This is a genomic window from Bradyrhizobium sp. (assembly GCF_035935975.1).
GTDB lineage: Bacteria > Pseudomonadota > Alphaproteobacteria > Rhizobiales > Xanthobacteraceae > Bradyrhizobium.
On sequence record NZ_DASYWN010000015.1, the window covers coordinates 138,530 to 163,777 of the forward strand.

At 65.9% G+C, this 25,248-nt stretch carries 22 protein-coding genes; 16 read left to right on the top strand and 6 right to left on the bottom strand.

Annotation, left to right across the window (positions count from 1 at the left end):
- Positions 1–32: 32 nt before the first annotated feature.
- The 3 genes from VGR99_RS08435 to VGR99_RS08445 are packed head-to-tail and all read left to right on the top strand — an operon-like array spanning position 33 to position 4,287.
- A complete protein-coding gene (locus VGR99_RS08435) occupies positions 33–1,139 on the top strand; it encodes a molybdopterin-binding protein (protein WP_326897880.1) in 1,107 nt (368 codons plus the stop codon).
- Positions 1,140–1,151: 12 nt separating this feature from the next.
- A complete protein-coding gene (locus VGR99_RS08440) occupies positions 1,152–3,101 on the top strand; it encodes a molybdopterin biosynthesis protein (RefSeq protein ID WP_326897881.1) in 1,950 nt (649 codons plus the stop codon).
- 55 nt (positions 3,102–3,156) lie between these two features.
- On the top strand, positions 3,157–4,287 hold the full coding sequence (locus VGR99_RS08445; protein ID WP_326897882.1) for an FAD-dependent monooxygenase: 1,131 nt from the start codon (positions 3,157–3,159) through the stop codon (positions 4,285–4,287).
- On the opposite strand, the gene VGR99_RS08450 is transcribed toward VGR99_RS08445, so the two are convergent.
- Entirely contained in the window at positions 4,254–4,472 is a 219-nt protein-coding gene (locus tag VGR99_RS08450; protein WP_326897883.1) for a hypothetical protein, read from the bottom strand. The genes VGR99_RS08445 and VGR99_RS08450 overlap by 34 nt on opposite strands.
- A 108-nt stretch (positions 4,473–4,580) precedes the next feature.
- Here VGR99_RS08450 and VGR99_RS08455 point away from each other — a divergent pair, with 108 nt between their 5' ends.
- Positions 4,581–4,880 (top strand): hypothetical protein, encoded by a 300-nt coding sequence (locus tag VGR99_RS08455; RefSeq protein ID WP_326897884.1) that lies wholly within the window; start codon positions 4,581–4,583, stop codon positions 4,878–4,880.
- 6 nt (positions 4,881–4,886) lie between these two features.
- On the opposite strand, the gene mobA is transcribed toward VGR99_RS08455, so the two are convergent.
- Positions 4,887–5,528, bottom strand: coding sequence for a molybdenum cofactor guanylyltransferase MobA (gene mobA / locus VGR99_RS08460; protein WP_326897885.1), 642 nt, complete (start codon positions 5,526–5,528; stop codon positions 4,887–4,889).
- Complete coding sequence (gene fdhD / locus VGR99_RS08465; RefSeq protein WP_326897886.1) at positions 5,509–6,399, bottom strand: formate dehydrogenase accessory sulfurtransferase FdhD; 891 nt, start codon at positions 6,397–6,399, stop codon at positions 5,509–5,511. The genes mobA and fdhD overlap by 20 nt, the downstream gene beginning before the upstream one ends.
- A 208-nt stretch (positions 6,400–6,607) precedes the next feature.
- On the opposite strand from fdhD, the gene mobB reads away from it, so the two are divergent.
- The 8 genes from mobB to ybaK all read left to right on the top strand — a co-directional run bounded on the left by mobB (position 6,608) and on the right by ybaK (position 16,437).
- Complete coding sequence (mobB, locus tag VGR99_RS08470; protein WP_326897887.1) at positions 6,608–7,135, top strand: molybdopterin-guanine dinucleotide biosynthesis protein B; 528 nt, start codon at positions 6,608–6,610, stop codon at positions 7,133–7,135.
- A gap of 9 nt (positions 7,136–7,144) precedes the next feature.
- The gene (gene glp, locus VGR99_RS08475) at positions 7,145–8,401 is read left to right on the top strand and encodes a gephyrin-like molybdotransferase Glp (protein WP_326897888.1); all 1,257 of its coding nucleotides are present in this window, start codon (positions 7,145–7,147) and stop codon (positions 8,399–8,401) included.
- Positions 8,402–8,445: 44 nt separating this feature from the next.
- The gene (locus VGR99_RS08480; RefSeq protein WP_326897889.1) at positions 8,446–8,721 is read left to right on the top strand and encodes a sulfurtransferase TusA family protein; all 276 of its coding nucleotides are present in this window, start codon (positions 8,446–8,448) and stop codon (positions 8,719–8,721) included.
- Between the two features lie 320 nt (positions 8,722–9,041).
- Positions 9,042–10,697, top strand: a complete 1,656-nt coding sequence (locus VGR99_RS08485) for an OFA family MFS transporter (RefSeq protein ID WP_326897890.1) — start codon at positions 9,042–9,044, stop codon at positions 10,695–10,697.
- A 91-nt stretch (positions 10,698–10,788) separates the two neighbouring features.
- The gene (locus VGR99_RS08490) at positions 10,789–11,064 is read left to right on the top strand and encodes a hypothetical protein (RefSeq protein WP_326897891.1); all 276 of its coding nucleotides are present in this window, start codon (positions 10,789–10,791) and stop codon (positions 11,062–11,064) included.
- 248 nt (positions 11,065–11,312) lie between these two features.
- On the top strand, positions 11,313–13,022 hold the full coding sequence (locus VGR99_RS08495; protein WP_326897892.1) for an NADH-ubiquinone oxidoreductase-F iron-sulfur binding region domain-containing protein: 1,710 nt from the start codon (positions 11,313–11,315) through the stop codon (positions 13,020–13,022).
- Positions 13,019–15,787 carry a formate dehydrogenase subunit alpha gene (gene fdhF / locus VGR99_RS08500; RefSeq protein ID WP_326897894.1) on the top strand — a complete coding sequence of 923 codons (2,769 nt, stop codon included), beginning with the start codon at positions 13,019–13,021 and terminating at the stop codon, positions 15,785–15,787. The genes VGR99_RS08495 and fdhF overlap by 4 nt, the downstream gene beginning before the upstream one ends.
- 176 nt (positions 15,788–15,963) lie before the next feature.
- Complete coding sequence (gene ybaK / locus VGR99_RS08505; RefSeq protein WP_326897895.1) at positions 15,964–16,437, top strand: Cys-tRNA(Pro) deacylase; 474 nt, start codon at positions 15,964–15,966, stop codon at positions 16,435–16,437.
- Between the two features lie 3 nt (positions 16,438–16,440).
- On the opposite strand, the gene VGR99_RS08510 is transcribed toward ybaK, so the two are convergent.
- Positions 16,441–17,124: a GntR family transcriptional regulator gene (locus tag VGR99_RS08510; RefSeq protein WP_326897896.1), complete on the bottom strand. Its 684-nt coding sequence runs from the start codon at positions 17,122–17,124 to the stop codon at positions 16,441–16,443.
- 156 nt (positions 17,125–17,280) lie between these two features.
- Here VGR99_RS08510 and tcuA point away from each other — a divergent pair, with 156 nt between their 5' ends.
- From tcuA to VGR99_RS08530, 4 genes are all read left to right on the top strand, one after another.
- The gene (gene tcuA, locus VGR99_RS08515) at positions 17,281–18,672 is read left to right on the top strand and encodes an FAD-dependent tricarballylate dehydrogenase TcuA (RefSeq protein ID WP_326897897.1); all 1,392 of its coding nucleotides are present in this window, start codon (positions 17,281–17,283) and stop codon (positions 18,670–18,672) included.
- Positions 18,659–19,765 (top strand): tricarballylate utilization 4Fe-4S protein TcuB, encoded by a 1,107-nt coding sequence (tcuB, locus tag VGR99_RS08520; protein WP_326897898.1) that lies wholly within the window; start codon positions 18,659–18,661, stop codon positions 19,763–19,765. The genes tcuA and tcuB overlap by 14 nt, the downstream gene beginning before the upstream one ends.
- A 71-nt stretch (positions 19,766–19,836) precedes the next feature.
- The gene (locus VGR99_RS08525) at positions 19,837–19,995 is read left to right on the top strand and encodes a DUF5993 family protein (RefSeq protein ID WP_326897899.1); all 159 of its coding nucleotides are present in this window, start codon (positions 19,837–19,839) and stop codon (positions 19,993–19,995) included.
- A gap of 25 nt (positions 19,996–20,020) precedes the next feature.
- Positions 20,021–20,572, top strand: a complete 552-nt coding sequence (locus tag VGR99_RS08530) for a disulfide bond formation protein B (RefSeq protein ID WP_326897900.1) — start codon at positions 20,021–20,023, stop codon at positions 20,570–20,572.
- On the opposite strand, the gene VGR99_RS08535 is transcribed toward VGR99_RS08530, so the two are convergent.
- Both VGR99_RS08535 and VGR99_RS08540 read right to left on the bottom strand, forming a co-directional pair.
- Positions 20,565–21,254 carry an esterase/lipase family protein gene (locus tag VGR99_RS08535; RefSeq protein WP_326897901.1) on the bottom strand — a complete coding sequence of 230 codons (690 nt, stop codon included), beginning with the start codon at positions 21,252–21,254 and terminating at the stop codon, positions 20,565–20,567. The two genes, VGR99_RS08530 and VGR99_RS08535, sit on opposite strands and share 8 nt — an antisense overlap.
- The gene (locus VGR99_RS08540; protein ID WP_326897902.1) at positions 21,247–24,651 is read right to left on the bottom strand and encodes an acyl-[ACP]--phospholipid O-acyltransferase; all 3,405 of its coding nucleotides are present in this window, start codon (positions 24,649–24,651) and stop codon (positions 21,247–21,249) included. Before VGR99_RS08540 ends, VGR99_RS08535 begins: the two co-directional genes overlap by 8 nt.
- Positions 24,652–25,248: the final 597 nt, after the last annotated feature.

Below are 25,248 nucleotides of genomic sequence, written 5' to 3' on the forward strand. Positions count from 1 at the left end.
CAAACCGGGCGATGCATGGTCCATCATGGCGCATGACCCAGCGCCTGCCGCCATCGCTCACACCGCTCGACGTTGCGCTCGCAGCACTGCTGAACGCGCTCACGCCGCTCGCACCCGTCGAGTTGCCGTTGACCGAAGCGGCCGATTGCATTGCGGCGGAGGCTCCGCTGCTTGCGGCCTGGCCGCCGCACGATCTCGCTGCCACGGACGGTTGGGCGCTGCGCGCCAATGATCTCGTCGGCGCGTCCGCATATTCGCCGCTACCCCTGACGACGGCGCCGACCTGGGTCGATGCCGGCGATGCGATGCCGGCGGGTTGCGACTGTGTGCTCGATGCCGATGCCGTCGAGGTATCTGGGCCGCTTGCCCAGGTGCTGGCCGAGGGCGTACCGGGACAGGGCGTCCGCCGCGCCGGAAGCGACATCGCCGCCGGCGCGACGGCCGCCGCAGAGGGGCGTCCAGTCGGTCCCGCCGACCTGCTGCTCGCAAGCGTCGCGGCGATGGACAGGCTCAGCGTGCGGCGGCCGCGGCTGCGTATCGTCAACGTGCCGGGGGCGACGGCGACGACGCAGTTGATCGCCGGCATCGCATGCGGGGCCGGCCTTGATGTGAACACGCATCAGGCTGCCACGCGCGATGAAGCATCGATCGCAGATGCGCTCGATGCAGCGGCTTGCGACCTGCTCCTGATCGTCGGCGGCAGCGGCGTCGGTCGCCGGGATGCTGCCGTCACTGCGCTGGCTCGGCGCGGCGCGGTGATCGCCCATGGCATTGCGCTTGCGCCGGGCCGCACCGCCGCGGTCGGGCGGCTTGGACAGGTTCCCGTCATTGTCCTGCCGGGCTCGCCGGATCATGCGCTCGCGGTCTGGCTGACACTGGTGCTTCCGGTGGTCGACCACCTGTCGGCGCGCCGGCCACGACGGCAAGTGAGGTTGCCGCTCGCGCGCAAGATCGCATCCAGCGTCGGCATCGCGGAGGTCGCGCTGCTGGCCGAGGAGCATCATGCCTGGATGCCGCTTGCCGTGGGCGAATGGCCGCTGCACGCCATTGCCCGAGCGGATGCATGGCTGCTCATTCCCGCCAGCCACGAGGGATTTGCGGCGGGAACACCGGTCGATGCCTATCTGATGCGGGCGTGATATGGATTTGGCATGACGATGATCCCGCAATCGCAAGACCGCAGCGCGCTCGAGCAGGAGCAGTTTCTCAAAATCCTCTCGCGCGAGGAGGCGTTGGCGCGCTTCGAGGCTGCGCTGTTCCCGCGCGCGATCCCCAGCGAGACGCGCAAGCTCGCCGATGCGCTCGGCGCCGCGCTTGCTGAGGATATCACCGCGCCGATCGATGTGCCGCCGTTCGACCGGTCCAATGTCGACGGCTTTGCCGTGCGTTCGTCGGATCTCACTACTACTGGCGAAGGCGCACCCGTTCGGCTGGCGCTGAATGGGGAGACGATTCACTGCGGCACCGCGCCGACGCTGCAGGTCGCAGTAGGAACGGCAACGCCGATCGCCACCGGCGGTCCGCTGCCGCGCGGGGCTGATGCCGTCGTGATGGTTGAGCACACCCAGCCGGCAGGTGCGGATGCGATCGAGGTTCGTCGCGCCGTCTCGCCAGGACAGTTCGTCTCCTACGCCGGGTCCGACATCGCGCGCGGCGAGGCGCTGCTGCGTGCGGGCACGATCGTCGGCTCGCGTGAAATCGGCATGCTCGCGGCCTGCGGCATTGCCGAGGTGAAGGTCGCGCGCAAGCCGTGTGTGGCCGTGATCTCCACCGGCGACGAGCTGGTGCAACCCGGCGAGGCGCTCGCGCCGGCTGCGATCTACGACACCAACGGCGCGATCGTCGCAGCCGCGATCGACGAGAACGGGGGCGACGCGGATTTCCTCGGCGCCGTTCCCGACGATGAAGCAAAGCTCGAAGCCGCGATGCGGAGCGCGCTTGCGGACGCCGACATGCTGGTGCTGTCAGGCGGTACGTCGAAAGGCGCAGGAGATCTGTCCCATCGCATCATCGGCCGGCTTGGTCAGCCCGGCATCATCGCGCATGGCGTGGCGTTAAAACCCGGCAAGCCGCTGTGCCTTGCGGTCTGCGACGGCAAGCCGGTGGTGATCCTGCCGGGCTTTCCGACCTCGGCGATGTTCACCTTCCACGACATGATCGTGCCGGTGCTGCGCAGGATGGCCGGACTGCCGCCACGCTCCGATGCCAAGGTGAATGCGACCGTGCCGGTGCGCATTGCCTCCGAGCTCGGCCGCACCGAGTTCGTGATGGTCTCGCTGGTCGAGGGCAAGGACGGCCTGATCGCCTATCCCTCGGGCAAGGGCTCCGGTGCGATCACGTCCTTCGCCCAGGCCGACGGTTTTCTGCGCATCGACGCGCTCGCCGACCAGATGCAGGCCGGGACCGAGACCGAGGTGACGCTGTTCACGCCGCATGTGCGGGTGCCCGATCTCGTCATCGTCGGCAGCCATTGCACCGGCCTCGACCTCGTCACCGCCCAGCTCGCACATGCGGGCCTCACCGTGCGCTCGATCGCCGTCGGGAGCCTTGGCGGGCTTGCGGCGGCCAAGCGCGGCGAGTGCGATCTCGCGCCGATCCATCTGTTCGACGACAGAAGCGAGACCTACAACACGCCGTATCTCGTGGATGGGCTCGAGCTCGTGCCGGGCTGGCGGCGGATGCAGGGCATCGTCTTCCGCAAGGAGGACAAGCGTTTCGAGAGGCTCGGCGCGAAGGAGGCGGTGGCTGCCGCGCTCGCTGATGCCACCTGCATCATGGTCAATCGCAACCAGGGCGCCGGCACGCGCATCCTGATCGACCGGCTGCTCGGTGGCGCGCGCCCGGAAGGGTACTGGAACCAGCCGCGCTCGCACAACGCCGTGGCCGCGGCCGTCGCGCAGCACCGCGCCGACTGGGGCATGACCATTGCGCCGGTCGCCCATGCGGTCGGCCTCGGTTTCATTCCGTTCGCGGAAGAGCATTATGACTTCGCGTTGGTAACGGCGCGCAAGCAGCGTCCGGCCGTGCAGGCGTTTCTCGATGCACTTGGCTCGGACGAGGCGCGCACGGCGCTGGAGCATGCGGGTTTCCGGCCCGCGTAGACGATGGACGACGACGCGGCATTCAAGCCGCGCGGAAAACAGGGTGGGGGACACGATGGCAAGGCCGCTTTCGGTTGCGATCGTCGGTGCCGGGATGGGTGGGCTCGCGACGGCCGCGGCGCTCAGGCGCGTCGGCATCGACGTGATGGTCTACGAGCAGGCCTCCCAATTCGCCCGCATCGGCGCCGGCATCCAGATCGGCTGCAATGCCATGAAGGTGCTGCGCGAACTTGGTCTCGAGCAGCGGATGCGCGCGCACGCGTTCTATCCGCGCTCCTGGAACAACCGCGACTGGAGGAGCGGCGACATCAAGTTCGACATGATCTTTGGCGAGAGCGCGGAGGAGAAATTCGGCGCGCCTTATCTGCTGGCCCATCGCGGCGATCTCCATGCGGCGCTGGCGAGTGCCGTGCCGGATGGGGTCGTGAGGCTGAACCACAAGCTGGTCGGTCTCGACGAGACGGGCGAGGGCGTCCGGCTCAGCTTTGCCGATGGCACCAGCACAGTTGCCGATGCGGTGGTCGGCGCCGATGGCGTCCATTCCGCGGTGCGTGATATCCTGTTCGACACAGCGCCCGTGAAGTTCACCGGCCGCATCGCCTATCGCACCACCTATCCCGCCGCGCTGCTCGGTGGTGAGAGGATCGACGACTGCACGAAATGGTGGGGCGAGGACCGTCACATCGTGATCTATTACGTCAAGCCCGATCGCAGCGAGGTCTATCTCGTCACCAGCCAGCCCGAGCCCAACTTCCGCATCGAGTCCTGGTCGGCGAAGGGTGACGTGCGCGATCTGCGCGCCTCGTTCGAAGGCTTTCATCCGCAAGTGGGTCAGGTGCTGTCGGCATGCCCCGACGTGCACAAATGGGCGATCATGGATCGCGATGCGCTGGAGTGCTGGGCCGACGGCAAGGTGACGCTGCTCGGCGATGCCTGCCACCCCATGACGCCCTATATGGCGCAGGGCGCGGCGATGGCGATCGAGGACGCCGCCGTGCTGTCGCGCTGCCTCGACGGCGTCGATCGTGACGGTGTCGCGGATGCATTCCGCCGTTTCGAGGCGACGCGCAAGCCGCGCACGACGCGGGTGCAGGAGACCTCGCGCGCCAATATCTGGCTGAAAGAGCGAACCGATACGAGCTGGGTCTACGGCTACGACGCGTGGTCGGTGCCGCTGGCGGCCTGAACGGCGCGCTCGCGCTCCTCGGCCTCCGCGAGCGCACGCTGTGCCGCGGGCGGCAGCGGCTTCGGGTCCGGCGGGACCTCGACGATGTCAGGCTTGCTCAGCCGCTTCGTGCGATCGATCGTTTCCGAGAGATCGAACACGAAATCGACGACCGTGAAGATGGCATCCAGGAGCGAGTCGGCCATGGCTGATCCGGGCAATGTCCCGATTAGTAGTCGCCACCGGCATCCGCCCGGTTCGATGTCCATGAACTCGGATGGCGGCCGCTGCGACCAAGGACCATGAGCCAAGCCATGACCGCGCCAGCACCCGTCAATTTCCGCAAGATCGCCGCCCTCGTCGCGGCGGCCGGGACGCTGTTCTGGCTCTACACCTTCTATTTCATCGCGCATGTGCCGCCCGGTGACGGCAGCGGCTTTCAATGGCTCGCGGTGTTTCCGCTCGGCATGATCTTTGGGCTGTTCTTCCTGCCGGCCTGGCTGCTGGTCGCGATCAACCGGCTGCCGCGGTTCACCACCCTGGTCGGTGTTGCCGGCCTGATCGCCTTCGCGATCATCTGGGCGCAACTGCTCAACGAGTTTCCAAAATCGTAAGGCGGCTCAAGCCGCATCATCCAGCGCCGCGAGCCGTTCAGCCTCGGCGATGTCCTCGACCGTGTTGGCATTGAAGAACGGATCGAGCGGCTCGGCCGGCCATGTCACAGTCGCCAGCGGATAGCGTGCGGTCCAGCGGTCGATCTTCCGGAGGTCCTCGACCACCAGCGCGTGACGCAGCTCGTTGCGCAAGGCGACGCGCCACAGGCCGATCACCGGATGCGACTGATCGCCGGATGCCGCGACTGCGAGCTGTGCGTTCTCCCGCGCGCGCGCCTCGTGCAGGCGCGCGACGAGATCGCGCGGCAGGAACGGGCAGTCGCCGGCGGCGCTGAGCACCCATTCGATCTCCGGCCGGTTCGCAGCGGTCCAGTCGAGCGCGGCCAAGATGCCCGCGAGCGGGCCGGGGAAGCCGGGCACGTCGTCGGCAATGACCTGCAAGCCGAACGCGGCGAAGCGCGCGGGATCGCCATTGGCATTGAGGATCAGCCCGCTGCATTGGGGCGACAGGCGCGCGATCACGCGCTCCAGAATGGTGCGGCCGCCGATGGTGCGCATCGGCTTGTCGCCGCCGCCCATGCGGCGCGCCAGGCCGCCGGCGAGCAGCACACCCTGTGTGGCCGGAACCTCAGTCGTCACCACCTTCACCCTTGCGCTTGTGCTTCGCCGATTCCTCCTCGACGTAAGCGAGGTTCTGGTCGTAGACGATGCGCTCTTCGCCGGCGAGCGCGATGAAGCGTTTGCCGCGGGTGCGGCCGACCAGCGTCAGCCCGACCTGCCTTGCGAGATCGACGCCCCATGCGGTGAAGCCGGAGCGCGACACCAGGATCGGAATGCCCATGCGCACCGTCTTGATCACCATCTCCGAGGTGAGCCGTCCGGTGGTGTAGAGGATCTTGTCGGACGCATCGACGCCATGGCGATACATCCAGCCCGCGATCTTGTCGACCGCGTTGTGGCGGCCGACGTCCTCGGTGTAGCAGAGCGGCTCGCCCTCCCTGCACAGCACGCAGCCATGGATCGCACCGGCCTCGAGATACAGCGACGGCATGGTGTTGATGGTCTGCGTCATCTGGTAGAGCCAGGAGGTGCGCAGTTCGGCCTTGGGCAGCGCGACGCTCTCGACGGCCTCCAGGAGATCGCCGAAGGCGGTGCCCTGCGCGCAGCCCGAGGTCTGGGTGCGCTTCTTCAGCTTGGCCTCGAAATTGGTGTGGTGCTCGGTGCGCACGACGACGACCTGGAGGTCGTCGTCGTATTCGACCTCGGTGACCGCGTCATTATATTTCAGCATGTTCTGGTTCAGCAGGTAGCCGAGGGCCAGATATTCCGGATAGTCGCCGATCGTCATCATGGTGACGATCTCCTGCGCATTCAGATAGAGCGTCAGCGGGCGCTCCATCGGCACCTTGATCTCGACCTTGGCGCCGGTCTGGTCGGTCCCGGTCACGCTCTGGGTCAGGCGCGGGTCGTCCGGGTTGGGGACGATCAGGGGCACCGGGGCTTTGTCGATCTTCATCATGGCCGTGACGTTAGCATGACATTCGGGGCAAGCCGATATAAGCATGGCGGGAAATGGGTGAAATGCCTCGGTTCGTCATTGCGAGCGAAGCGAAGCAATCCAGAATCTTTCCGCGGAGACAGTCTGGATTGCTTCGCTACGCTCGCAATGACGGGGAGAGGCCGGAGGTTCCATCGGCTGGTGAGCCGTTGGCGGAGATCGAACGGTTATGAAAGTCATCGGCCTTGCAGGCTGGAGCGGTGCGGGCAAGACCACGCTGTTGACGCGGTTGATCCCGCATTTCAACGCGCAGGGGCTGCGCGTCTCCGTCATCAAGCATGCACATCACCAGTTCGACGTCGACGTGCCCGGCAAGGATTCCTGGCGGCATCGCGAGGCGGGTGCGGCCGAGGTGCTGGTGGCCTCGTCGAGCCGCTGGGCCCTGATGCATGAGCTCCGCGGCGCGGCGGAGCCGCGGCTGCCGGAACTATTGAGCAAGCTGTCGGCTGTCGATCTGGTCGTGGTCGAGGGCTTCAAGCGCGAGCCGCATCGCAAGATCGAGGTGCACCGCGCCGCCAACGGGAAGCCGCTGCTGTTTCCGGACGATCCCGGGATTGCCGGGATCGCGACCGATGTGGCGATTGACACGCGGCTGCCGACTGTCCATCTCGACGATATCGAGGCTGCCGCGAAATTGCTGCTGCGCGCGGCGATGCCGGTCGAGGAAGCGGTGGCCAAAAGCACCGCGATGCGCTGACGAGGCACCATGGCGCAACTGTCGGACGATTGTTTTGCCTTCGGCGGACCGATGATGTCGGTCGACGAGGCCGTTGGCCTGATCACTACGCGTGTCAACGCGATCGCCGATCTCGAGACGGTGGCGCTGGTCGATGCGGACGGGCGCGTGCTCGCGCGCGACGTGGCGGCGCCGCTGCCGCTGCCGCCCTTCACCAACTCTGCCGTTGATGGCTATGCCGTGCGCAACGCCGATCTTCCTGATAGCGCCGAGCAGGCGTTGCCGCTCGACGGCCGGATCCAGGCCGGCGGCGCCGCGCATGCGCCGATCAAGCCCGGCCATACCGCGCGCATCTTTACCGGCGCGCCGATGCCGCCGGAGGCCGGGACCGTCTTCATGCAGGAAGACGTGCGTATCGATGAGTCTGGCAAGATCGTGCTGCCGCCGGGGTTGAAACCCGGCGCGAATGTCCGTCCTGCAGGCGAGGACATTCCCAAGGGGCGCATCGCGCTGCATGCCGGCCAGCGGCTGCGGCCGCAACATGTCGCGCTTGCTGCGGCGTTCGGCCTGACCAAGCTCGATGTCGTCAGGCGCATTCGCGTCGCGGTGTTTTCGACTGGCGATGAGCTGGCCTCGCCCGGCGAACCGCGCGCCGCATCGCAGCTGTTCGATTCCAACCGCTTCATGTTGATGGCGATGCTGCGCCGGCTCGGCTGCGAGGTCTCTGATCTCGGCATCTTGCGCGACGAGCGCACTTCGCTCGCAAATGGATTGAAGCAGGTTGCGGGCGCGCATGACCTGGTCCTCACCACCGGCGGCGTCTCGACCGGTGAGGAGGACCACGTCAAGGCGGCGGTCGAGAGCATCGGCTCGCTGGTGCTGTGGCGGATGGCGATCAAGCCCGGCCGTCCCGTGGCGATGGGTATCATCGACGGCACGCCGCTGATCGGATTGCCCGGCAATCCCGTCGCAAGCTTTGTCACCTTCGTCCACGTGGTGCGACCGACGGTGCTGGCGCTGGCCGGTGGCCGGCCCGAGCCGCTGTTGCCGATCCCGGTGCGCGCGGCATTCGCCTACAAGAAGAAGATCGGCCGCCGCGAATATGTTCGCGCCTCGTTGCGGCGCGGAGAAGACGGCGCGCTGGAAGCAGTCAAATTCCCGCGCGAAGGGGCGGGACTGTTGTCGTCCCTGGTCGAGACCGACGGCCTGATCGAACTCGGCGAGGACATCGTTCGCGTCGAGCCAGGACAGGGCGTAGGTTTTTTGTCCTATGCAGACTTGCTCTGAGCGCTCGCGTTGACGCCATCGCCTCGCCTCGTCATGTTGCGCCCATGACTAGAATGAAGACAAGAACGACACTCGATCTCACCGGGCTGAAGTGCCCGCTGCCCGCGCTGAAGACGCGCAAGGCGCTGAAGCCGTTGCAGCCGGGCGATCAGCTCGAAGTGCTCTGCACCGATCCGCTGTCGGTGATTGACATTCCGAACCTGATCCGCGAGACGGGCGACACGGTGGAGATCACGGAGCGCAACGAGGCGCGCATCGTGTTCTTGATAGAAAAACTCGATGGTTCGATAGAGAAAACGAATGGTGCGCTGCGCTCGTAGTGCGCGGTCACTCTGCTGATACCTACCTTTTGTCTATCGACATCAAGCATGGCTTCTGCCCCAATTGACTTTCTCCGTGCGGACGCGGAGGTTGAGTCTTGTCTGCGATACGCGGACGAAGGGGCCACGCGTCAGAAGCCTGCACGGTGTATCGGCATAGAGCCCCGCTTCAGGGGTTAACTTTTCGGATGCGCGTGACGATCCTGGCGCGTGTCGGATGATTGTGCGGAGCGGCAGGGACAACAGCTGCTCCGCAACGGGCTGAGGACCAGGATAGTAGCGGCAGGCTGCTCAGAAGGGTGGCTGCAGGGGAGGACTACATGTCAACAATCGAGAGCGCTGGAACACTTTCAGGCGCCGGCGCGGGCTTTCTTGATCGCGAGCGGACGATCGCGACCGCCGGCTTCAATCGCTGGCTGGTGCCGCCCGCGGCGCTGTGCATCCATCTCTGCATCGGCATGGCCTACGGCTTCTCGGTGTTCTGGCTGCCGCTGTCCCGCGCGATCGGATTGACCGCGCCCAAGACCTGCGGGGACATCTCGCTGTTGCAGGAGCTGTTCACGACCAGCTGCGACTGGAAGGTCGCCAGCATGGGATGGATGTACACGCTGTTCTTCGTGCTGCTCGGTATCGCTGCTGCGGTCTGGGGCGGCTGGCTGGAGCGTGTGGGTCCGCGCAAGGCCGGCTTCGTCTCGGCGCTGTGCTGGTGCGGCGGCCTCTTCCTCGGTGCGATCGGCGTCTACACCCACCAGCTCTGGCTGTTGTGGCTGGGTTCGGGTGTGATCGGCGGCGTCGGCCTCGGCCTTGGTTATATCTCGCCCGTGTCGACGCTGGTGAAGTGGTTTCCGGACCGCCGCGGCATGGCGACCGGCATGGCCATCATGGGCTTCGGCGGTGGCGCCATGATCGGCGCGCCGCTGGCGAACCTCCTGATGAACTACTTCAAGAGCCCGACCTCGGTCGGCGTCTGGGAGACCTTCGTCGCGATGGGCGTGATCTACTTCGTGTTCATGATGATCGGCGCCTTCCGCTATCGCCTGCCGCCGCCCGGCTGGCAGCCCGAGGGCTGGACTCCGCCGGTCAAGGCCAACGCGATGATCTCGAAGAACAACGTTCATCTCAACGACGCGCACAAGACGCCGCAGTTCTGGCTGATCTGGTGGGTGCTGTGCTTGAACGTGTCGGCCGGCATCGGCGTGATCGGCATGGCCTCGCCCATGCTTCAGGAGATATTCGCCGGCAAGCTGATCGGTCTGCCGGACGTCGGCTTCAACGCGCTCGATGCGGGGCAGAAGGCGCAGATCGCGGCGATCGCCGCGGGCTTTGCCGGATTGCTGTCGCTGTTCAACATCGGCGGCCGTTTCTTCTGGGCGTCGCTGTCGGACAAGATCGGACGCAAGAACACCTACTATACGTTCTTCATCCTCGGCATCGTGCTCTACGCTCTGGCGCCGACCTTCGCGGCGATGGGCTCGAAGCTGCTCTTCGTGCTCGGCTTCGGCATCATCCTGTCGATGTATGGCGGAGGCTTCGCGACCGTGCCGGCCTATCTCGCCGACATGTTCGGGACCCAGTTCGTCGGCGCCATCCATGGCCGGCTGCTGACGGCCTGGTCCACCGCGGGCATCATCGGCCCCGTCGTGGTCAACTACATCCGCGAGTTCCAGCTCGCGGCGGGCGTGCCGCGCGACCAGCTCTACAACACCACCATGTACATCCTCTGTGCGATGCTGATCGCGGGCCTGATCTGCAACTACCTGATCAAGCCGGTCGATTCGAAGTGGCACATGAAGGAGGCCGACGTCGCCAAGTTGCAGGCGGCGAGCGCCAGCGCCGCCGCTGCGGGGCCGCACGGCTCCTACGGCATCGGGTTTGGCGGCCTTGACGCCAAGGCGGCGTTGTTCTGGGCCTTCGTCGGCGTTCCCCTGCTCTGGGGTGTCTGGAAGACGCTGGAGAGCGCGGTCAAGATCTTCTGATCGCCATCGACACAGCCGCGGGATGCCCGTCAGCGCGTCCCGCGGCGCTTGCCTTTCAGACATCATCAAGAATGGGACTTAGGGGATTAAAATGCATCGCACCCGAATTTGCCTTGCGGCCGTTTTGCTTGTTGCCGGTCTTCATGCCGCATCCGCACAGACCGCGACGGCACCGGCAGCGCCCGCCGCAACGACCGAGGCCAAGCCCGGCAAGATCAAGCTCACCATGCAGAAGCTGAAGGACATGAAGGCCAAGTGGTCGGCCAACAGGCCGAAGCTGAAGGCGTGTCGCGGTGAGGTAAAGACCAAGGGCCTCGCCGGTGACGACCGCTGGTTCTACATCGAAGATTGCATGAACAAGACCTGAGGAGGGTTCCGCGATCAACTCGCGTAGAGGGGCGTGGCAGGGCGGCTGCCCGCCCCTGAATGATTGTAGAGACGTTCTAAATTTGCTTGGCGTCTGGTATACCAGAAGCTAGAGTTACGTGGAATGAGACCTGATTTAGGGGACGCGAGTTACGCGGTTCCCGATTGCCAGGTCTGGAAATAAGGGCGGATCGCGATGGCAATCCCGTCCCGAGGTCATCGCGCTTTTGAGGAGAACGCGACGTTTCCATGAGCAGCAACGACGAAGTTCACAAGGTCAGGGAATTCGAGCATCCGGGCGAGGGGCGCCGGCGCGCCAAGGCCACGCCCAAGGGCCGGCAGGTCGATCCGAATGCCGCGCACGAGATCGAGCAATTGCTCGGCGATCGCCCGCGGCGGCGTGATCTCCTGATCGAATATCTCCACCTGATCCAGGACAAGTATCACCAGATCTCGGCCGCGCATCTTGCTGCGCTTGCCGACGAGATGAAGCTCGCCTTCGCCGAAGTGTTCGAGACCGCGACCTTCTACGCCCATTTTGATATCGTAAAGGAAGGCGAGCCTGACATCGCGCCGCTGACGATCCGTGTCTGCGACTCCATCACTTGCGCGATGATGGGAGCCGAGAAGCTTCTGGAAGAGCTGCAGGACTCCGCCGGCCCCGGCATTCGCGTCGTGCGCGCGCCGTGCGTCGGCTTCTGCGACAGTGCGCCGGTGGCTGAAGTCGGGCATCACTACGTGCTGAAGGCGACCAAGGCCGAAGTGCTCGCAACCGCCGGCCGCGGCGAAATCCATCCGATCATCCCGTCCTATGTCGACTACGACGCCTATGTGAAGGACGGCGGCTACAAGCTGTTGGGCGATCTTCGCGCCGGCAAGGTCAGCAAGGAGGACATTCTCAAGGTCCTCGACGATTCCGGCCTTCGCGGGCTGGGCGGCGCCGGCTTCCCCACGGGACGCAAATGGCGCGCCGTGCTCGGCGAACCCGGCCCGCGTCTGATGGTCGTCAATGCCGACGAAGGCGAGCCCGGGACGTTCAAGGACCGCTTCTACATGCTTCGCGACGTGCATCGCCTGATCGAGGGCACGCTGATCGCCGCGCATGTCATCGACGCCGCGGACGTCTACATCTACCTGCGTGACGAGTATCCGGCGGCGCTCAAGCTGGCGCCGATCGAGATTGCCAAGCTGCCGCCGGGCGGTCCCAACATCCATATTCGGCGCGGTGCTGGCGCCTACATCTGCGGCGAGGAATCCGCCCTCCTCGAAAGCATCGAGGGCAAGCGCGGCCTGCCGCGGCACAAGCCGCCCTATCCGTTCCAGGTCGGTCTGTTCGGCCTGCCGACCCTGATCAACAATCTCGAAACGCTGTTCTGGGTGCGCGATCTCGTCGAGAAGGGCGCATCCTGGTGGAAATCGCAGGGGCGCAATGGCCGCAGCGGCCTGCGCAGCTACTCGGTCTCCGGCCGCGTCAAGGAGCCGGGCGTCAAGCTCGCGCCTGCGGGCGTCACCATCCGCGAGCTGATCGACGAATTTTGCGGCGGCATGGCCGATGGCCATCAATTCTACGCGTATCTGCCGGGCGGCGCGTCCGGCGGCATCCTGCCGGCATCGATGGACGACATTCCGCTCGATTTCGGCACGCTGGAGAAATACGGCTGCTTCATCGGCTCGGCCGCGGTTGTGGTCCTGTCGCAGCAGGACAGCGTGCGCGCGGCGGCGCTGAACCTGATGAAGTTCTTCGAGGACGAGAGCTGCGGCCAGTGCACGCCGTGCCGCGTCGGAACCCAGAAGGCGGCGCTGCTGATGCAGAGGCCGGTCTGGAACCGCGCCTTGCTGGAAGAATTGAGCCAGGCGATGCGCGATGCCTCGATCTGCGGGCTCGGACAGGCGGCATCGAATCCGCTGTCCTCCGTGATCAAATATTTCCCTGACGAGTTCAAGGAAGCGGCCGAATGACCAAGATTACGTTCGAGCTCGACGGCAAGCGGGTCGAGGCCAATCCCGGCGAGACGATCTGGCAGGTCGCCAAGCGCCAGGGCCGCGAGATCCCGCATCTGTGCTATTCGCCCGCGCCCGACTATCGCCCCGACGGCAATTGCCGCGCCTGCATGGTCGAGATCGAGGGCGAGCGCGTGCTGGCCGCATCCTGCAAACGCACGCCGGCGGTCGGCATGAAGGTGAAGACCGAGAGCGCGCGTGCGGTGTCGGCGCAGAAGATGGTGATGGAGCTGCTCGTCGCCGACCAGCCGGCACGCGAGACATCGCACGATCCGGATTCGAAGTTCTGGCACTGGGCGGAGACGACGGGCGTCACCGAGAGCCGCTTCCCCGCCGCCGAGCGCTGGGAGACCGACGCCAGCCATCCGGCGATGCGCGTCAATCTCGATGCCTGCATCCAGTGCGGCCTCTGCGTGCGCGCCTGCCGCGAGGTCCAGGTCAACGACGTCATCGGCATGGCCTACCGCAATGCCGGCGCCAAGATCGTGTTCGACTTCGACGATCCCATGGGCGAGTCCACGTGCGTGGCCTGCGGCGAATGCGTGCAGGCCTGCCCGACCGGCGCGCTGATGCCGGCCGTGATGCTGGATGACAAGCAGACCCGCGTCACCTACGCGGACAGGAAGGTGGATTCGCTCTGCCCGTTCTGCGGCGTCGGCTGTCAGGTGACCTACGAGGTCAAGGACGAGAAGGTGATTTATGCCGAGGGCCGCGACGGCCCCGCCAATCACAACCGTCTCTGTGTGAAGGGCCGCTTCGGTTTCGATTACATCCACCATCCGCATCGCTTGACTAAGCCGCTGGTGCGGCTGCCGAATGCGAAGAAGGATTCCAACGACCAGGTCGATCCCGCCAATCCCTTTACCCATTTCCGCGAAGCGAGCTGGGAAGAGGCGCTCGACGTCGCCGCCAAGGGCCTCGTCAAGATCCGCGACGAGAAGGGCGTGAAGGCGCTGGCGGGCTTCGGCTCGGCCAAGGGCTCGAACGAAGAGGCCTATCTGTTCCAGAAGCTGGTGCGCACCGGCTTTGGTTCGAACAATGTCGATCACTGCACCCGTCTGTGCCACGCCTCGTCGGTGGCGGCGCTGTTCGAGGGCCTGAGCTCAGGCGCGGTGTCGGCGCCGTTCTCGGCTGCGATGGATGCCGAGGTCATCATCGTGATCGGCGCCAATCCGACCGTGAACCATCCGGTCGCCGCGACTTTCATCAAGAACGCGGTCAAGCAGAACGGCGCCAAGCTGTTCGTGATGGACCCGCGCCGGCAGTCCCTGTCGCGCCACGCGACCCAGCATCTGCAGTTCAAGCCGGGCTCCGACGTCGCCATGATGAACGCGATGATCAACACGATCATCACCGAAGGCCTGACCGACGATCAATACATCGCCGGCTACACCGAAGGCTTCGAGGACCTCAAGGAGAAGATCAAGGAGTTCACGCCGGAGAAGATGGAGGCGATCTGCGGCATCCCGGCGCAGACGCTGCGCGAGGTGGCGCGAACCTATGCGCGCGCAAAATCCGCGATCATCTTCTGGGGCATGGGCATCAGCCAGCACGTCCACGGCACCGACAATGCGCGCTGCCTGATTGCGCTGGCGTTGATCACCGGCCAGGTCGGCCGTCCCGGTACCGGCCTGCATCCGCTGCGCGGCCAGAACAACGTGCAGGGCGCCTCCGACGCCGGCCTGATCCCGATGTTCCTGCCGGACTATCAGCCGGTCGGCCGCGACGACATGCGCGGCGCGTTCGAGAAGCTGTGGAAGCAGGATCTCGATCCCGTCCGCGGCCTGACCGTGGTCGAGATCATGAATGCCATCCACGCCGGCGAGATCAAGGGCATGTATATCGAGGGCGAAAACCCCGCGATGTCCGACCCGGATCTGCAGCACGCGCGCCAGGCGCTCGCGATGCTCGATCATCTCGTGGTGCAGGATCTCTTCGTCACCGAGACCGCGTTCCACGCCGACGTGATCCTGCCGGCCTCGGCCTTCGCGGAGAAGGAGGGCTCCTTCACCAACACCGATCGCCGCGTGCAGCTCGCGCGCCAGGTGATCAAGCCGCCGGGCGACGCGCGCCAGGATCTCTGGATCATCCAGGAGATCGGCAAGCGCATGGGCCTGCCCTGGAATTATTCCGGCCCCGGCGATGTCTACACCGAGATGGCGGAGCTGATGCCGTCGCTGAAGAACATCAGCTGGGAGCGGCTGGTGCGCGAAGGCGCGGTGACCTATCCGGCCGACGATCCGAACAAGCCCGGCAATGAAATCATCTTCACCACAGGCTTCCCGACCGCCAGTGGTCGCGGCAAGATCGTGCCGGCCCATGTCATTCCGCCGGACGAAGTGCCCGACGACGAATATCCGATGGTGCTCTCGACCGGCCGCGTGCTGGAGCATTGGCACACCGGCTCGATGACGCGCCGCGCGCAGGTGCTCGACCAGATCGAGCCCGAGGCGGTCGCGTTCATGTCGCCGAAGGATATGCGCAGGAAGAAGCTCATGCCCGGCGATTTCATTCGTCTAGAGACCCGCCGCGGCGCCGTCGAGGTCAAGGTCCGCTCGGACCGTGACGTGCCCGAGAACATGGTGTTCATGCCGTTCTGCTACGCGGAAGCAGCGGCGAACCTCTTGACCAACCCGGCGCTCGATCCGTTCGGCAAGATTCCGGAATTCAAGTTCTGCGCGGTGAGGGCCGAGCGCGCCGAGATGCGGGACGCGGCAGAGTAGGCCGCGACCTCGGTGTCGTCCCGGTCTACGCCGGGGCGAGGGCTGAGTGTTTGGGCGAGCATCTGTCCCCACATCGTCATTGCGAGCGAAGCGAAGCAATCCAGGCTGTCTCCGTGGCGGGATTCTGGATTGCTTCGTCGCTTCGCTCCTCGCAATGACGGTGGTAGACATGATCCATGTCCAAAGTCACTCCCGCCACGCGCGCGCTCACGGCCGCCGGTGTCGCGTTCACCGTCCATACCTACGACTACGATCCTGACGCCGAGAGCATCGGCCTGCAGGCGGCCGCCGCGCTCGGCGAGGATCCCGCGCGCGTCCTCAAGACGCTGATGGCGCTGGTGGACGGCAAGCCGGTTTGCGTCGTCGTTCCTTCCGACCAGGAAGTCTCGATGAAGAAGCTCGCCGCAACCGCGGGCGGCAAGTCGGCGCAGATGATGAAGCCGCCCGAGGCCGAGCGCCTCACCGGCTACAAGGTCGGCGGGATCAGCCCGTTCGGGCAGCGCAAGCAGGTAGCCACCGTGATCGAGCAGAGCGCGCTCGTGCATGACCTCGTCTATCTCAACGGCGGCCAGCGTGGCTTGCAGGTGCGGCTCAAGCCCAGCGATGTACGGGATATCACGAAGGCGATCGCTGCGGACGTGCTGGCGTAAGCGCTACTGTTTCTGCAGCAGCTTCAGCCGGCAGCGCAGCGCCTCGCGGATATGCGCGCGTGCGAGTTGCTCGGCCTTGTCGCCGTCGCGCGCGCTGATGGCGTCGATGATGGCCTGGTGCTCGGCGTGGCTGGTCGAGGGACGGCCGGTGATGGTGAAAGTGGTCGGGCCGAGCAGGGCGATCCAGTCCTGCAATTCGCGCGAGGCATTGTCGAGATAACGGTTGCGCGCGGCACGGCAGATCGCCTCGTGGAAGGTGCGGTTGAGCTTCGCCATCTCGGCGGCATCTGTCACCGACGCCTCGACAAAGGCCTGCTCGATATCCCTGAGGGCATCGACCTCCGGCACTGAAGCATGCTCGGCGGCAAGGCGCGCGGCGGCGCCTTCCATGATCTCGCGCATGGCGTAGAGCTCGAGCACCTCGGAAATGTCGAGGTTGCGCACGATCAGCCCGCGCCCGCCAGCGGGCTCGACGAAGCCGCGCGCGGCAAGCCGGCCCAGCGCTTCCCGCACCGGCGTGCGGCTGACCTTCAGCCGCTGCGCCACCTCCTCCTCGCGGAGGCGATCGCCGGCGCGGTAACTGCCGGCCTGGAGCGCCTCGCACAGCGAACGGAATACGGCTTCGCCCAGCGCGACGCCGGCGCCGCGCGCGATCGATCCGCCTGCCTTTGCCGGGCGCTTGGCCATGTTCCCTCGCAGCGCAGGGCGCACCCTGCCCATGCAGAGATGGCGCTTGCGTCCGTATTGTATATCTTTGTATACAAAAGTACGCAATGGCGGTGCGATTGACCAAGGCCGCCGGCGGGCAGAATGTCTCTAACTTCGTCGCATCGGGCAGACGGCATGAGCAGCAAATACGACGTGCTGGTGATCGGCGGCGGCAACGCGGCGCTGTGCGCGGCGATCTCGGCGCGCCGCGGCGGCGCTTCCGTTCTCGTGCTCGAAGGCGCGCCAAAATTCTATCGCGGCGGCAACACCCGCCACACCCGCAACATGCGCTGCGCCCATGATGCCGCCACCGAAATCCTGACCGGCCCCTATACCGAGGACGAGTTCTGGGAGGATTTGCTGCGCGTCACCGGCGGGCAGACCGACGAGGTGCTTGCGCGCCACATGATCCGCGAGTCCAAGGACATCCTGAACTGGATCGTGGAGCAGGGCGTGCGCTGGCAACCCTCGCTCGGCGGCACGCTGAGCCTCGGCCGGACCAATTCCTTCTTCCTCGGCGGCGGCCGCGCAATGCTCAACGCGCTGTATCTGACCGCCGAACGTCTCGGCGTCGACGTCGAATACGATGCCGAAGTCACCGACCTCGTGATCGAGGACGGCATGTTCCTCGCCGCGCGCCTGAAGCGGCCGATCAGGGGCAAGACCGAGATCCGCGCGACCTCTCTCGTGGCCGCGGCGGGCGGGTTCGAGGCCAACATCGAATGGCTGAAGCAATATTGGGGCGAGGCCGCCGACAATTTCCTGATCCGCGGCACGCCCTATAACCGCGGCTCGATCCTGAAGATGCTGCTCGACAAGGGCGTCCAGGAGGTCGGCGATCCCACCCAGTGCCACGCGGTTGCGATCGACGCCCGCGCGCCGAAATTCGATGGCGGCATCATCACGCGCCACGACTCCGTCGTGTTCGGCATCGTCGTCAACAAGCACGCCCAGCGCTTCTATGACGAGGGCGAGGACATCTGGCCGAAGCGCTACGCGATCTGGGGCCGGCTGGTCGCGGCGCAGCCGGACCAGATCGCCTACATCATTTTCGATTCGACCGTGGTGACCAGCTTCATGCCGACGCTGTTCCCGCCGATCGCAGGCCAGACCATCGCCGAACTCGCCGGCAAGCTCGAGCTCGATCCGGCTGCGCTGGAAAAGACCATCACCGAATTCAACGCTGCGGTGAGGCCCGGCACGTTCGATCATACGGTCCTTGACGACTGCGTGACCGAAGGCATCACGCCGCCGAAGACGCACTGGGCGCGGCGGATCGAGACGCCGCCCTATCTTGCCTATCCGGTGCGGCCCGGCATCACCTTCACCTATCTCGGCACGCGCGTGAACAAGGAGGCGCGGATGCTGATGGCTGACGGCAAGCCCTCGGCCAACATGTTCGCGGCCGGCGAGATCATGGCCGGCAACGTGCTCGGCAAGGGCTATGCCGCCGGCATGGGCATGACCATCGGCAGCGTGTTCGGGCGGATCGCGGGACGGGAAGCGGCGAAACATGCACGGAACTAGAATTTTGGACGAAGCCGATCGTCTGATGACGGTCTGCAATTCCTGCCGCTACTGCGAGGGTCTTTGCGCGGTGTTTCCCGCGATGGAGATGCGGCGCGCCTTCTCCGATGGCGATCTCAACTATCTCGCCAACCTCTGTCATTCCTGCGGCGCCTGCTACGTCGACTGCCAGTTCTCGCCGCCGCACGAGTTCAACGTCAACGTTCCGAAGACGCTCGCGGTGGCGCGCGCCGAGTCCTATGCGGCGTATGCCTGGCCGCAGGCGCTGTCGGGCGCGTTCGCGCGCAACGGGCTCGTCATCAGCATCATCACCGCGCTGAGCATGGCGGCCTTCATCTTCGGCTTTGCCGCCCTCAACGACCGCAGCGTGCTGTTCGGCGTGCATACCGGCCCCGGCGCGTTCTACAAACTGATGCCGCATAATGCGATGGCCGCGTTGTTCAGCGCCGCCTTCCTCTATGCCATTCTCGCGCTGGTCATGAGCGTGCGCGCGTTCTGGCGCGACATCGGTACGCCGATCGGCGGACGCGCCGACGGGGGCTCGATCTTTCAGGCGATCCGCGACGCTGGCGAGCTGCGCTATCTCCATGGCGGCGGCGTTGGCTGCTACAACGAGGACGACAAGCCGACCGACCGGCGCAAGCTTTTCCATCATTTGACGTTCTACGGCTTCCTGCTGTGCTTCGCCGCGACATCGGTGGCGACGCTGTACCACTATCTGCTTGGCCGGGAGGCGCCGTATCCGGTGTGGGATCTGCCCGTGGTGCTTGGCACGCTCGGAGGCATCGGGCTCATCGTTGGTCCGATTGGCCTGTTCCTCGCGAAAACGCGCCGCGATCCGGCGCTGCTCGACGAGAACCGCTACGGCATGGATGTCGGCTTCATCGCCATGCTGTTCCTGACCGGTCTCACCGGGATGCTGCTTCTGATCCTGCGCGAGACCGCCGCCATGGGGCCGCTGCTGGCGCTGCATCTCGGCGCGGTGTTCGCGTTGTTCATCACCATGCCCTACGGGAAGTTCGTGCACGGCATCTATCGTTTCGTAGCGCTGGTGCGTTACGCGCAGGAGCGGCGCAGCGAGGCCGGCTCTTGAGGGACATGCGGGGCTGACGTATCTCTTGGGCCGTTCGCGCGCTGCGCGAATCGCCTGGGGAGCCCGCGCTCATGTACATGTTCCTGCCTTTTTTGCTGGCGCTCGCAGTCTGCGGCTGCGTCTGGCATTCGCGCGCGGGACTGGGCTATGCGCTCTGGAGCGCAACGATCGCCGTCACCGTCGCATGGTTCTTCCACCACGCGACCGATCCGCTCAAATTCTCGTTCTGACGGGGGCGAGATGGGCACGGCAGACATGAGCGAGCAACCATCGGTCGGCGCGATCCTGAACATGCTCGGGCTGCTCGGGATGTCGCTCGTGCTGGCGATCGCCTTTTTCTACCAGCTTGCGCACGGCGAATTGCCATGTCCGCTCTGCCTGCTGCAGCGGGCCGGGTTCACCGCGATCGGCATGGGTTTCCTGTTCAACATGCGCCTCGGGGAGCGCCCGTCGCACTATGCGATGATCCTCATCGCCAGCCTCGTCACCGGCTTCATCTCGATGCGGCAGGTGTCGCTGCATCTCGCGCCCGGCGATCGCGGATATGGCTCGGCCCTCCTGGGGCTGCATTTCTACACCTGGGCGCTGGTCGCGGCCGTCGGCATCGTCTGCTATGTCGCGCTGATATTCGTTCTGAAGGATGTGACCGGCGATCGCGATAGCGCCGTGCCGATGCGCGGGCCGACATCAAGCGCGGTGTTCGCCATCTTCGCGCTGCTGGTTGCCGCAAACCTGCTGTCCACCGTGCTGGAGTGCGGGGCAGGTCAGTGCGACGACAATCCGGTCCGCTATCTCCTGCTCAGGTGAGCGGCGCAAAGCGGCCGTCGCGAAGGAACGCGATCGTCTGCTCGATCGCAACGCTGTGGCGCGGCAGTCCGGTGTGAGATGCCTTGACGACGATGTGGTCGGCCATGTCGGCCAGCTTCGCGCTCGCGACGGAAACCCTGCCGTCATTGGGCCGCGGCAGGACGAAGGCCGAGGCGATCGGCGCGATGGTGCGACACCCCGCGATGATGCCGACCGGATAATCGGGCGACGGCAGGTCGGCAAGCACGGCGGCCGGGATGGTCGTCAGTTGCTGGCCAGCCGGTCCGAAAACCGCGCGGTAGACGGAGAGATCCTTCAGGAGATCGGCGACCTCGCTGCCGCCGTTGGGCGTGCCCAGCATCACCACGCGGCCGAGCCGTGCCGGCCGGTGCCTGGCAATATAGACCCGCGCGAGCAAGCCACCCATGGAATGGCCGACGAAGTGGATCGTGCCGCTGCACCGCTCGGCAAAGGCGGCGATTGGGGCGTGGATATCTTCAGCAAGCTGTTCGAGCGGCTTCTTGCGGCTGGCGTAGTCGAGATTGAGCGTCGCGAAGCCGTCGCGCTGCAGCGTCCGTTCGAGCCGCTTCAGCGTCCAGGAGCCGATCCCGATGCCGTGAAGCAAGACCACGCCGTCGCGCCGGACATCCGGTGCGACGGCGATGGGTTGGGTCTCACGCAACCTCGCGCTCCGGCGAGGATGCCTGCTCGCGAGCCATCGTCGTTGCCGTGACATAGTCGGTCTTTCCGGTGCCGAGCAGCGGCACCTTGTCGACCACCATGATCGTCGCGGGCACGGTCAGCTCGGATGCGCCGATTGCCTTGGCTTGGCTTTGCATCGCGCTGCGCTCGGCGTTCTTCTCCGTCGTCAGCAGCACGATACGCTCGCCCTTGCGCTGGTCGGGGATCGACACGGCGACCGAGGCGGCCTGCGGCCACAGCGTGGTCGCGATGCTCTCGACCGCCGACAGCGAGACCATCTCGCCCGCGATCTTGGCAAAGCGCTTGGCGCGGCCCTTGATGGTGATGAAGCCGGCGGCGTCGATCGCCACGATGTCGCCGGTGTCGTGCCAGCCCTCGGGGAGCACTTCGAGCACGCCGGGGTTTTCGGCCCGCAAGTAACCGAGCATCACGTTCGGTCCGCGCACCGAGAGGCGTCCGCCTTCCTCGATGCCGGGGACCGGATCGAGGCGGCTTTCCATCAGCGGCGAGAGGCGGCCGACGGTGCCGGGACGGTTGGCCATCGGCGTGTTCATCGCCAGCACCGGCGCCGTCTCGGTGACACCATAGCCTTCGAGGATGCGGATGCCGTAGCGCTCCATGAACACCTGGCGCGTCCGGTCCTTGACCGCCTCGGCGCCGGCGATCACCAGGCGCAGGGTGCGGAAGTCGTAGGCATGCGCCGAGCGCGCATAGCCGGAGAGGAAGGTGTCGGTGCCGAACAGGATCGTGGCGCCGGTCTGGTAGATCAGCTCGGGCACGATGCGATAGTGCAGCGGCGAGGGGTACATGTAGATCGGAATGCCCGCGAGCATCGGCATCATCATTCCGCCGGTCAGGCCGAACGAATGGAATACCGGCAGCACGTTGAACACTTTGTCATTGGCGTTGGCGTCCACACGCGCCAGCGCCTGCGCCGCGTTGGCGAGGATGTTGCGGTGGGACAGCACCACGCCCTTGGGCGTACCTTCCGAGCCCGAGGTGAACAGCACGACGGCCGGATCGTTGGCCTCGCGGGCGACGCGCGGCGCGGTGCCGGCGAGCAGGCCCTTGATCTTGTCGGCGGTGCCGATCGAGGCGCGGACGTCCTCGAGATAGACGACGCGCGCCTCGGCGGAGATCGCGGCCATCAGCTTGTCGAGCTTGCCCTTCTCGATGAAGGCTTTCGACGTCAGCACGGTATTGACCTGCGCGGCCTTCATGGCGGCGAGGACGTTGACCGGGCCGGCGGAGAAGTTGAGCATCGCCGGGACGCGACCGATGCTCTGCAGCGCCATGAAGACGACGGCGACGCCCGCGGAGTTCGGCAGCAGCACGCCGACATTTTCGCCGGCCATCGTGCCGGTCTCGAGCTTGCGGCTCAAAACCTGTGCGCCGAGGATCAGCTTGCGATAGGTCAGCTTGGTGCCGAGCGCGTCCTCGATGATGACCTTGCCGGTGTCGCGGTCGCGATAGGCGTGGCCGAGCGCCTCGAACAGCGTGTGGTCGAGCATGGCGTTCTTGACGAGGGCGTCGATCATGACGTCCTGGAGCGCGGCACCGGCGGCGTTGCGGCGCGCCTTGCCCTTCAGCGCCGGATCGACCGGGAGCTTGACCGGCGGCAGGATCGTGACCGTCACCCGCGGGAACCAGGAGCGCTTGATCTGGCTGCTGTTGAGATAGCTGAGATGCGAGCGCTGCGCGCCTTCGATGCGGACGGGCACGACCACGGCGTCGGCCTTGTCCGCGATCATCGCAGTGCCGTCATAGACCTTCATCAGCGAGCCGGAGACGGTGATGCGTCCTTCCGGGAAGATCACGACCGGTTCGCCGGCGGCAACCAGCTTGATCAGGTCGCGCGCGGCCAGCGGCTTGGTCGGGTCCATGGTGTAGTGCTTGACCACGCGCAGGAACGGCTTGGCCCACCAGGCCTTGGAGATGCCGGTATCGACCGCGAAGCTTGCGTCGATCGGCAGCACGGCGTGCAGCAGCGGGCCGTCGATCAGGCTGACATGGTTCGGCGCAATCAGCATCCGCGTGCCCGGAGGCGGCAGGTTTTCGAGGCCGCGGACCTCGGTGCGGAACAGCGCGCGGAACAGCAGGCCGCCGAAATCGCGGACGCCCTCCTTGCCCCACTTGGTCAGCACGAACCAGACCGCGCCGAAGCTGGCGACGCCGAGGCCGAAGAAGATCCAGCCGACATGCAACCCGCCCGCCTGCAGCAGCGCGACGAACAGCGAGCCGACCACCATGAAGGCAGCCTGCAGCACGTTGCCGGCAGCGATGATGCGGGCGCGCTCGTTCGGCGCCGACCAGGCCTGCACCGCGGCGAAGGAGGGGACGACGAAGAGGCCGCCGCCGAATGCGAAGGCGACGAAGTCGGCCAGCATGCGCAAGCCCGCGAAGGAGGTTGCAAAGTCGGCCGCGGTGATGTCCTGCCCCTTGGTGGTCACGGCGATGGCCCAGGCGAGATCGAGCCCGGCACAGCCCATGATGATGGCGCCGATCGGAACCAGCGCGAGGTTCGGGCGAACGTGGCTGAGGCTGGCGGCGAACAGCGAGCCGATGGCGATGCCGATCGCGAAGATCGCAAGGCACAGCGTCACCACGCCTTCGGTGCCGCCGACGACATCCTTCACCAGCGCCGGCAGCAGCGACAGCACGATCGCGCCGACCAGCCAGAACCAGGAAACGATCACGGTGCCGTCCCACAGCCGGTGATCGGCATGCAGCGTCTTCAGCAGGCTGACCGTCGAGGTCCAGGGATTGGCATCGACGGGCAGATCAGGCGCGGACGGCGTCGTTTGCGGAATGCGCGAGGCAAAGGCCCACGACAGCAGGGCCAGCACGACGACCGCCGATGCAACCCAGCCCATATGCGCCGAGCCGGCCACGAACTGGCCGCCGGCGACGGTGCCGAGCAGGATGGCCATGAAGGTCGCGCCTTCGACCAGCGCGTTGCCGGTCGCGAGCTCGCCGAGCTCGAGCTGGTCCGGCAGCATGGAATATTTCACCGGGCCGAACAGGGCGGCGATGATGCCGAACAATGCGAGCGCTGCGAACAGCAGCGGCACCGAGTGCATGAAGAAGCCGGCAGCCGCAAAGGCGGCGGCGAAGATCTCGGCGAATTTGAGCCGCCGAGCGACGACGGATTTGACGTATTTGTCGGCGAGCTGGCCGCCGAGGCCGGACAGGATGAAATAGGGGAAGATGAAGACGGCGCCCGCCACCGTCACCAGCGCATCGCCGTGGCCGGTCGCGGCGCTGTAAAGCAGGATGATGACGAGTGCGTTCTTGAGCACGTTGTCATTGAGTGCCGAGAAGAACTGCGCCCAGAACAGCGGCGCAAAGCGGCGTGACGACATCAATTCCCTGATCATGACTAGTCCTGTTTTGGAAAGGCAGCCTGAGGTGTTTGCACTGTAAGTGAAACGTCACGACCGGAAGGATGTGGGATGAACGATGGCAGGGTGACGACAATCGCCGCCTGCTCAGTCCCCTCGGTCCCTCTGATCCTGTTGGTCTCCAACGGGTCTGGTTTGGTTCGCAAATATCTGGCCGCGACGGCAGCTCGGGCGGAAGAGGCGCGCCTGTCGGGGTATCGCGTGGGGCGATGAGGAAAGGCTGAACCGCATCGCCAGGGATGTCCGGAACGGCTGCCAATGTCGGGACATGGTAAGTCCTTCCTTGCAACCAGGTATTGCATTCGAGCCGACCGGAACGTGCCGGCTGTGTCCGCCTCAGGTGAGATGGGCGAGGTGACGAAAGGGCGAGAGGCGGCGGAGCAGGCTGAACCGGCGGCCTTCGTGACGCGCGCGGGCGCGGCTCGCCCGCCACATCCGGAACGTCGCGCGGCGCTCGGCGAGCACGCCGGCAATGTCGCAGGCATTGGCGATACGATCGATCGGGGCCATCGCGGACCGCAGCAGGGCGCGGCCAAGTCCGGTCACCAGAGCGGCGGCGTCGTCGACGAAAGT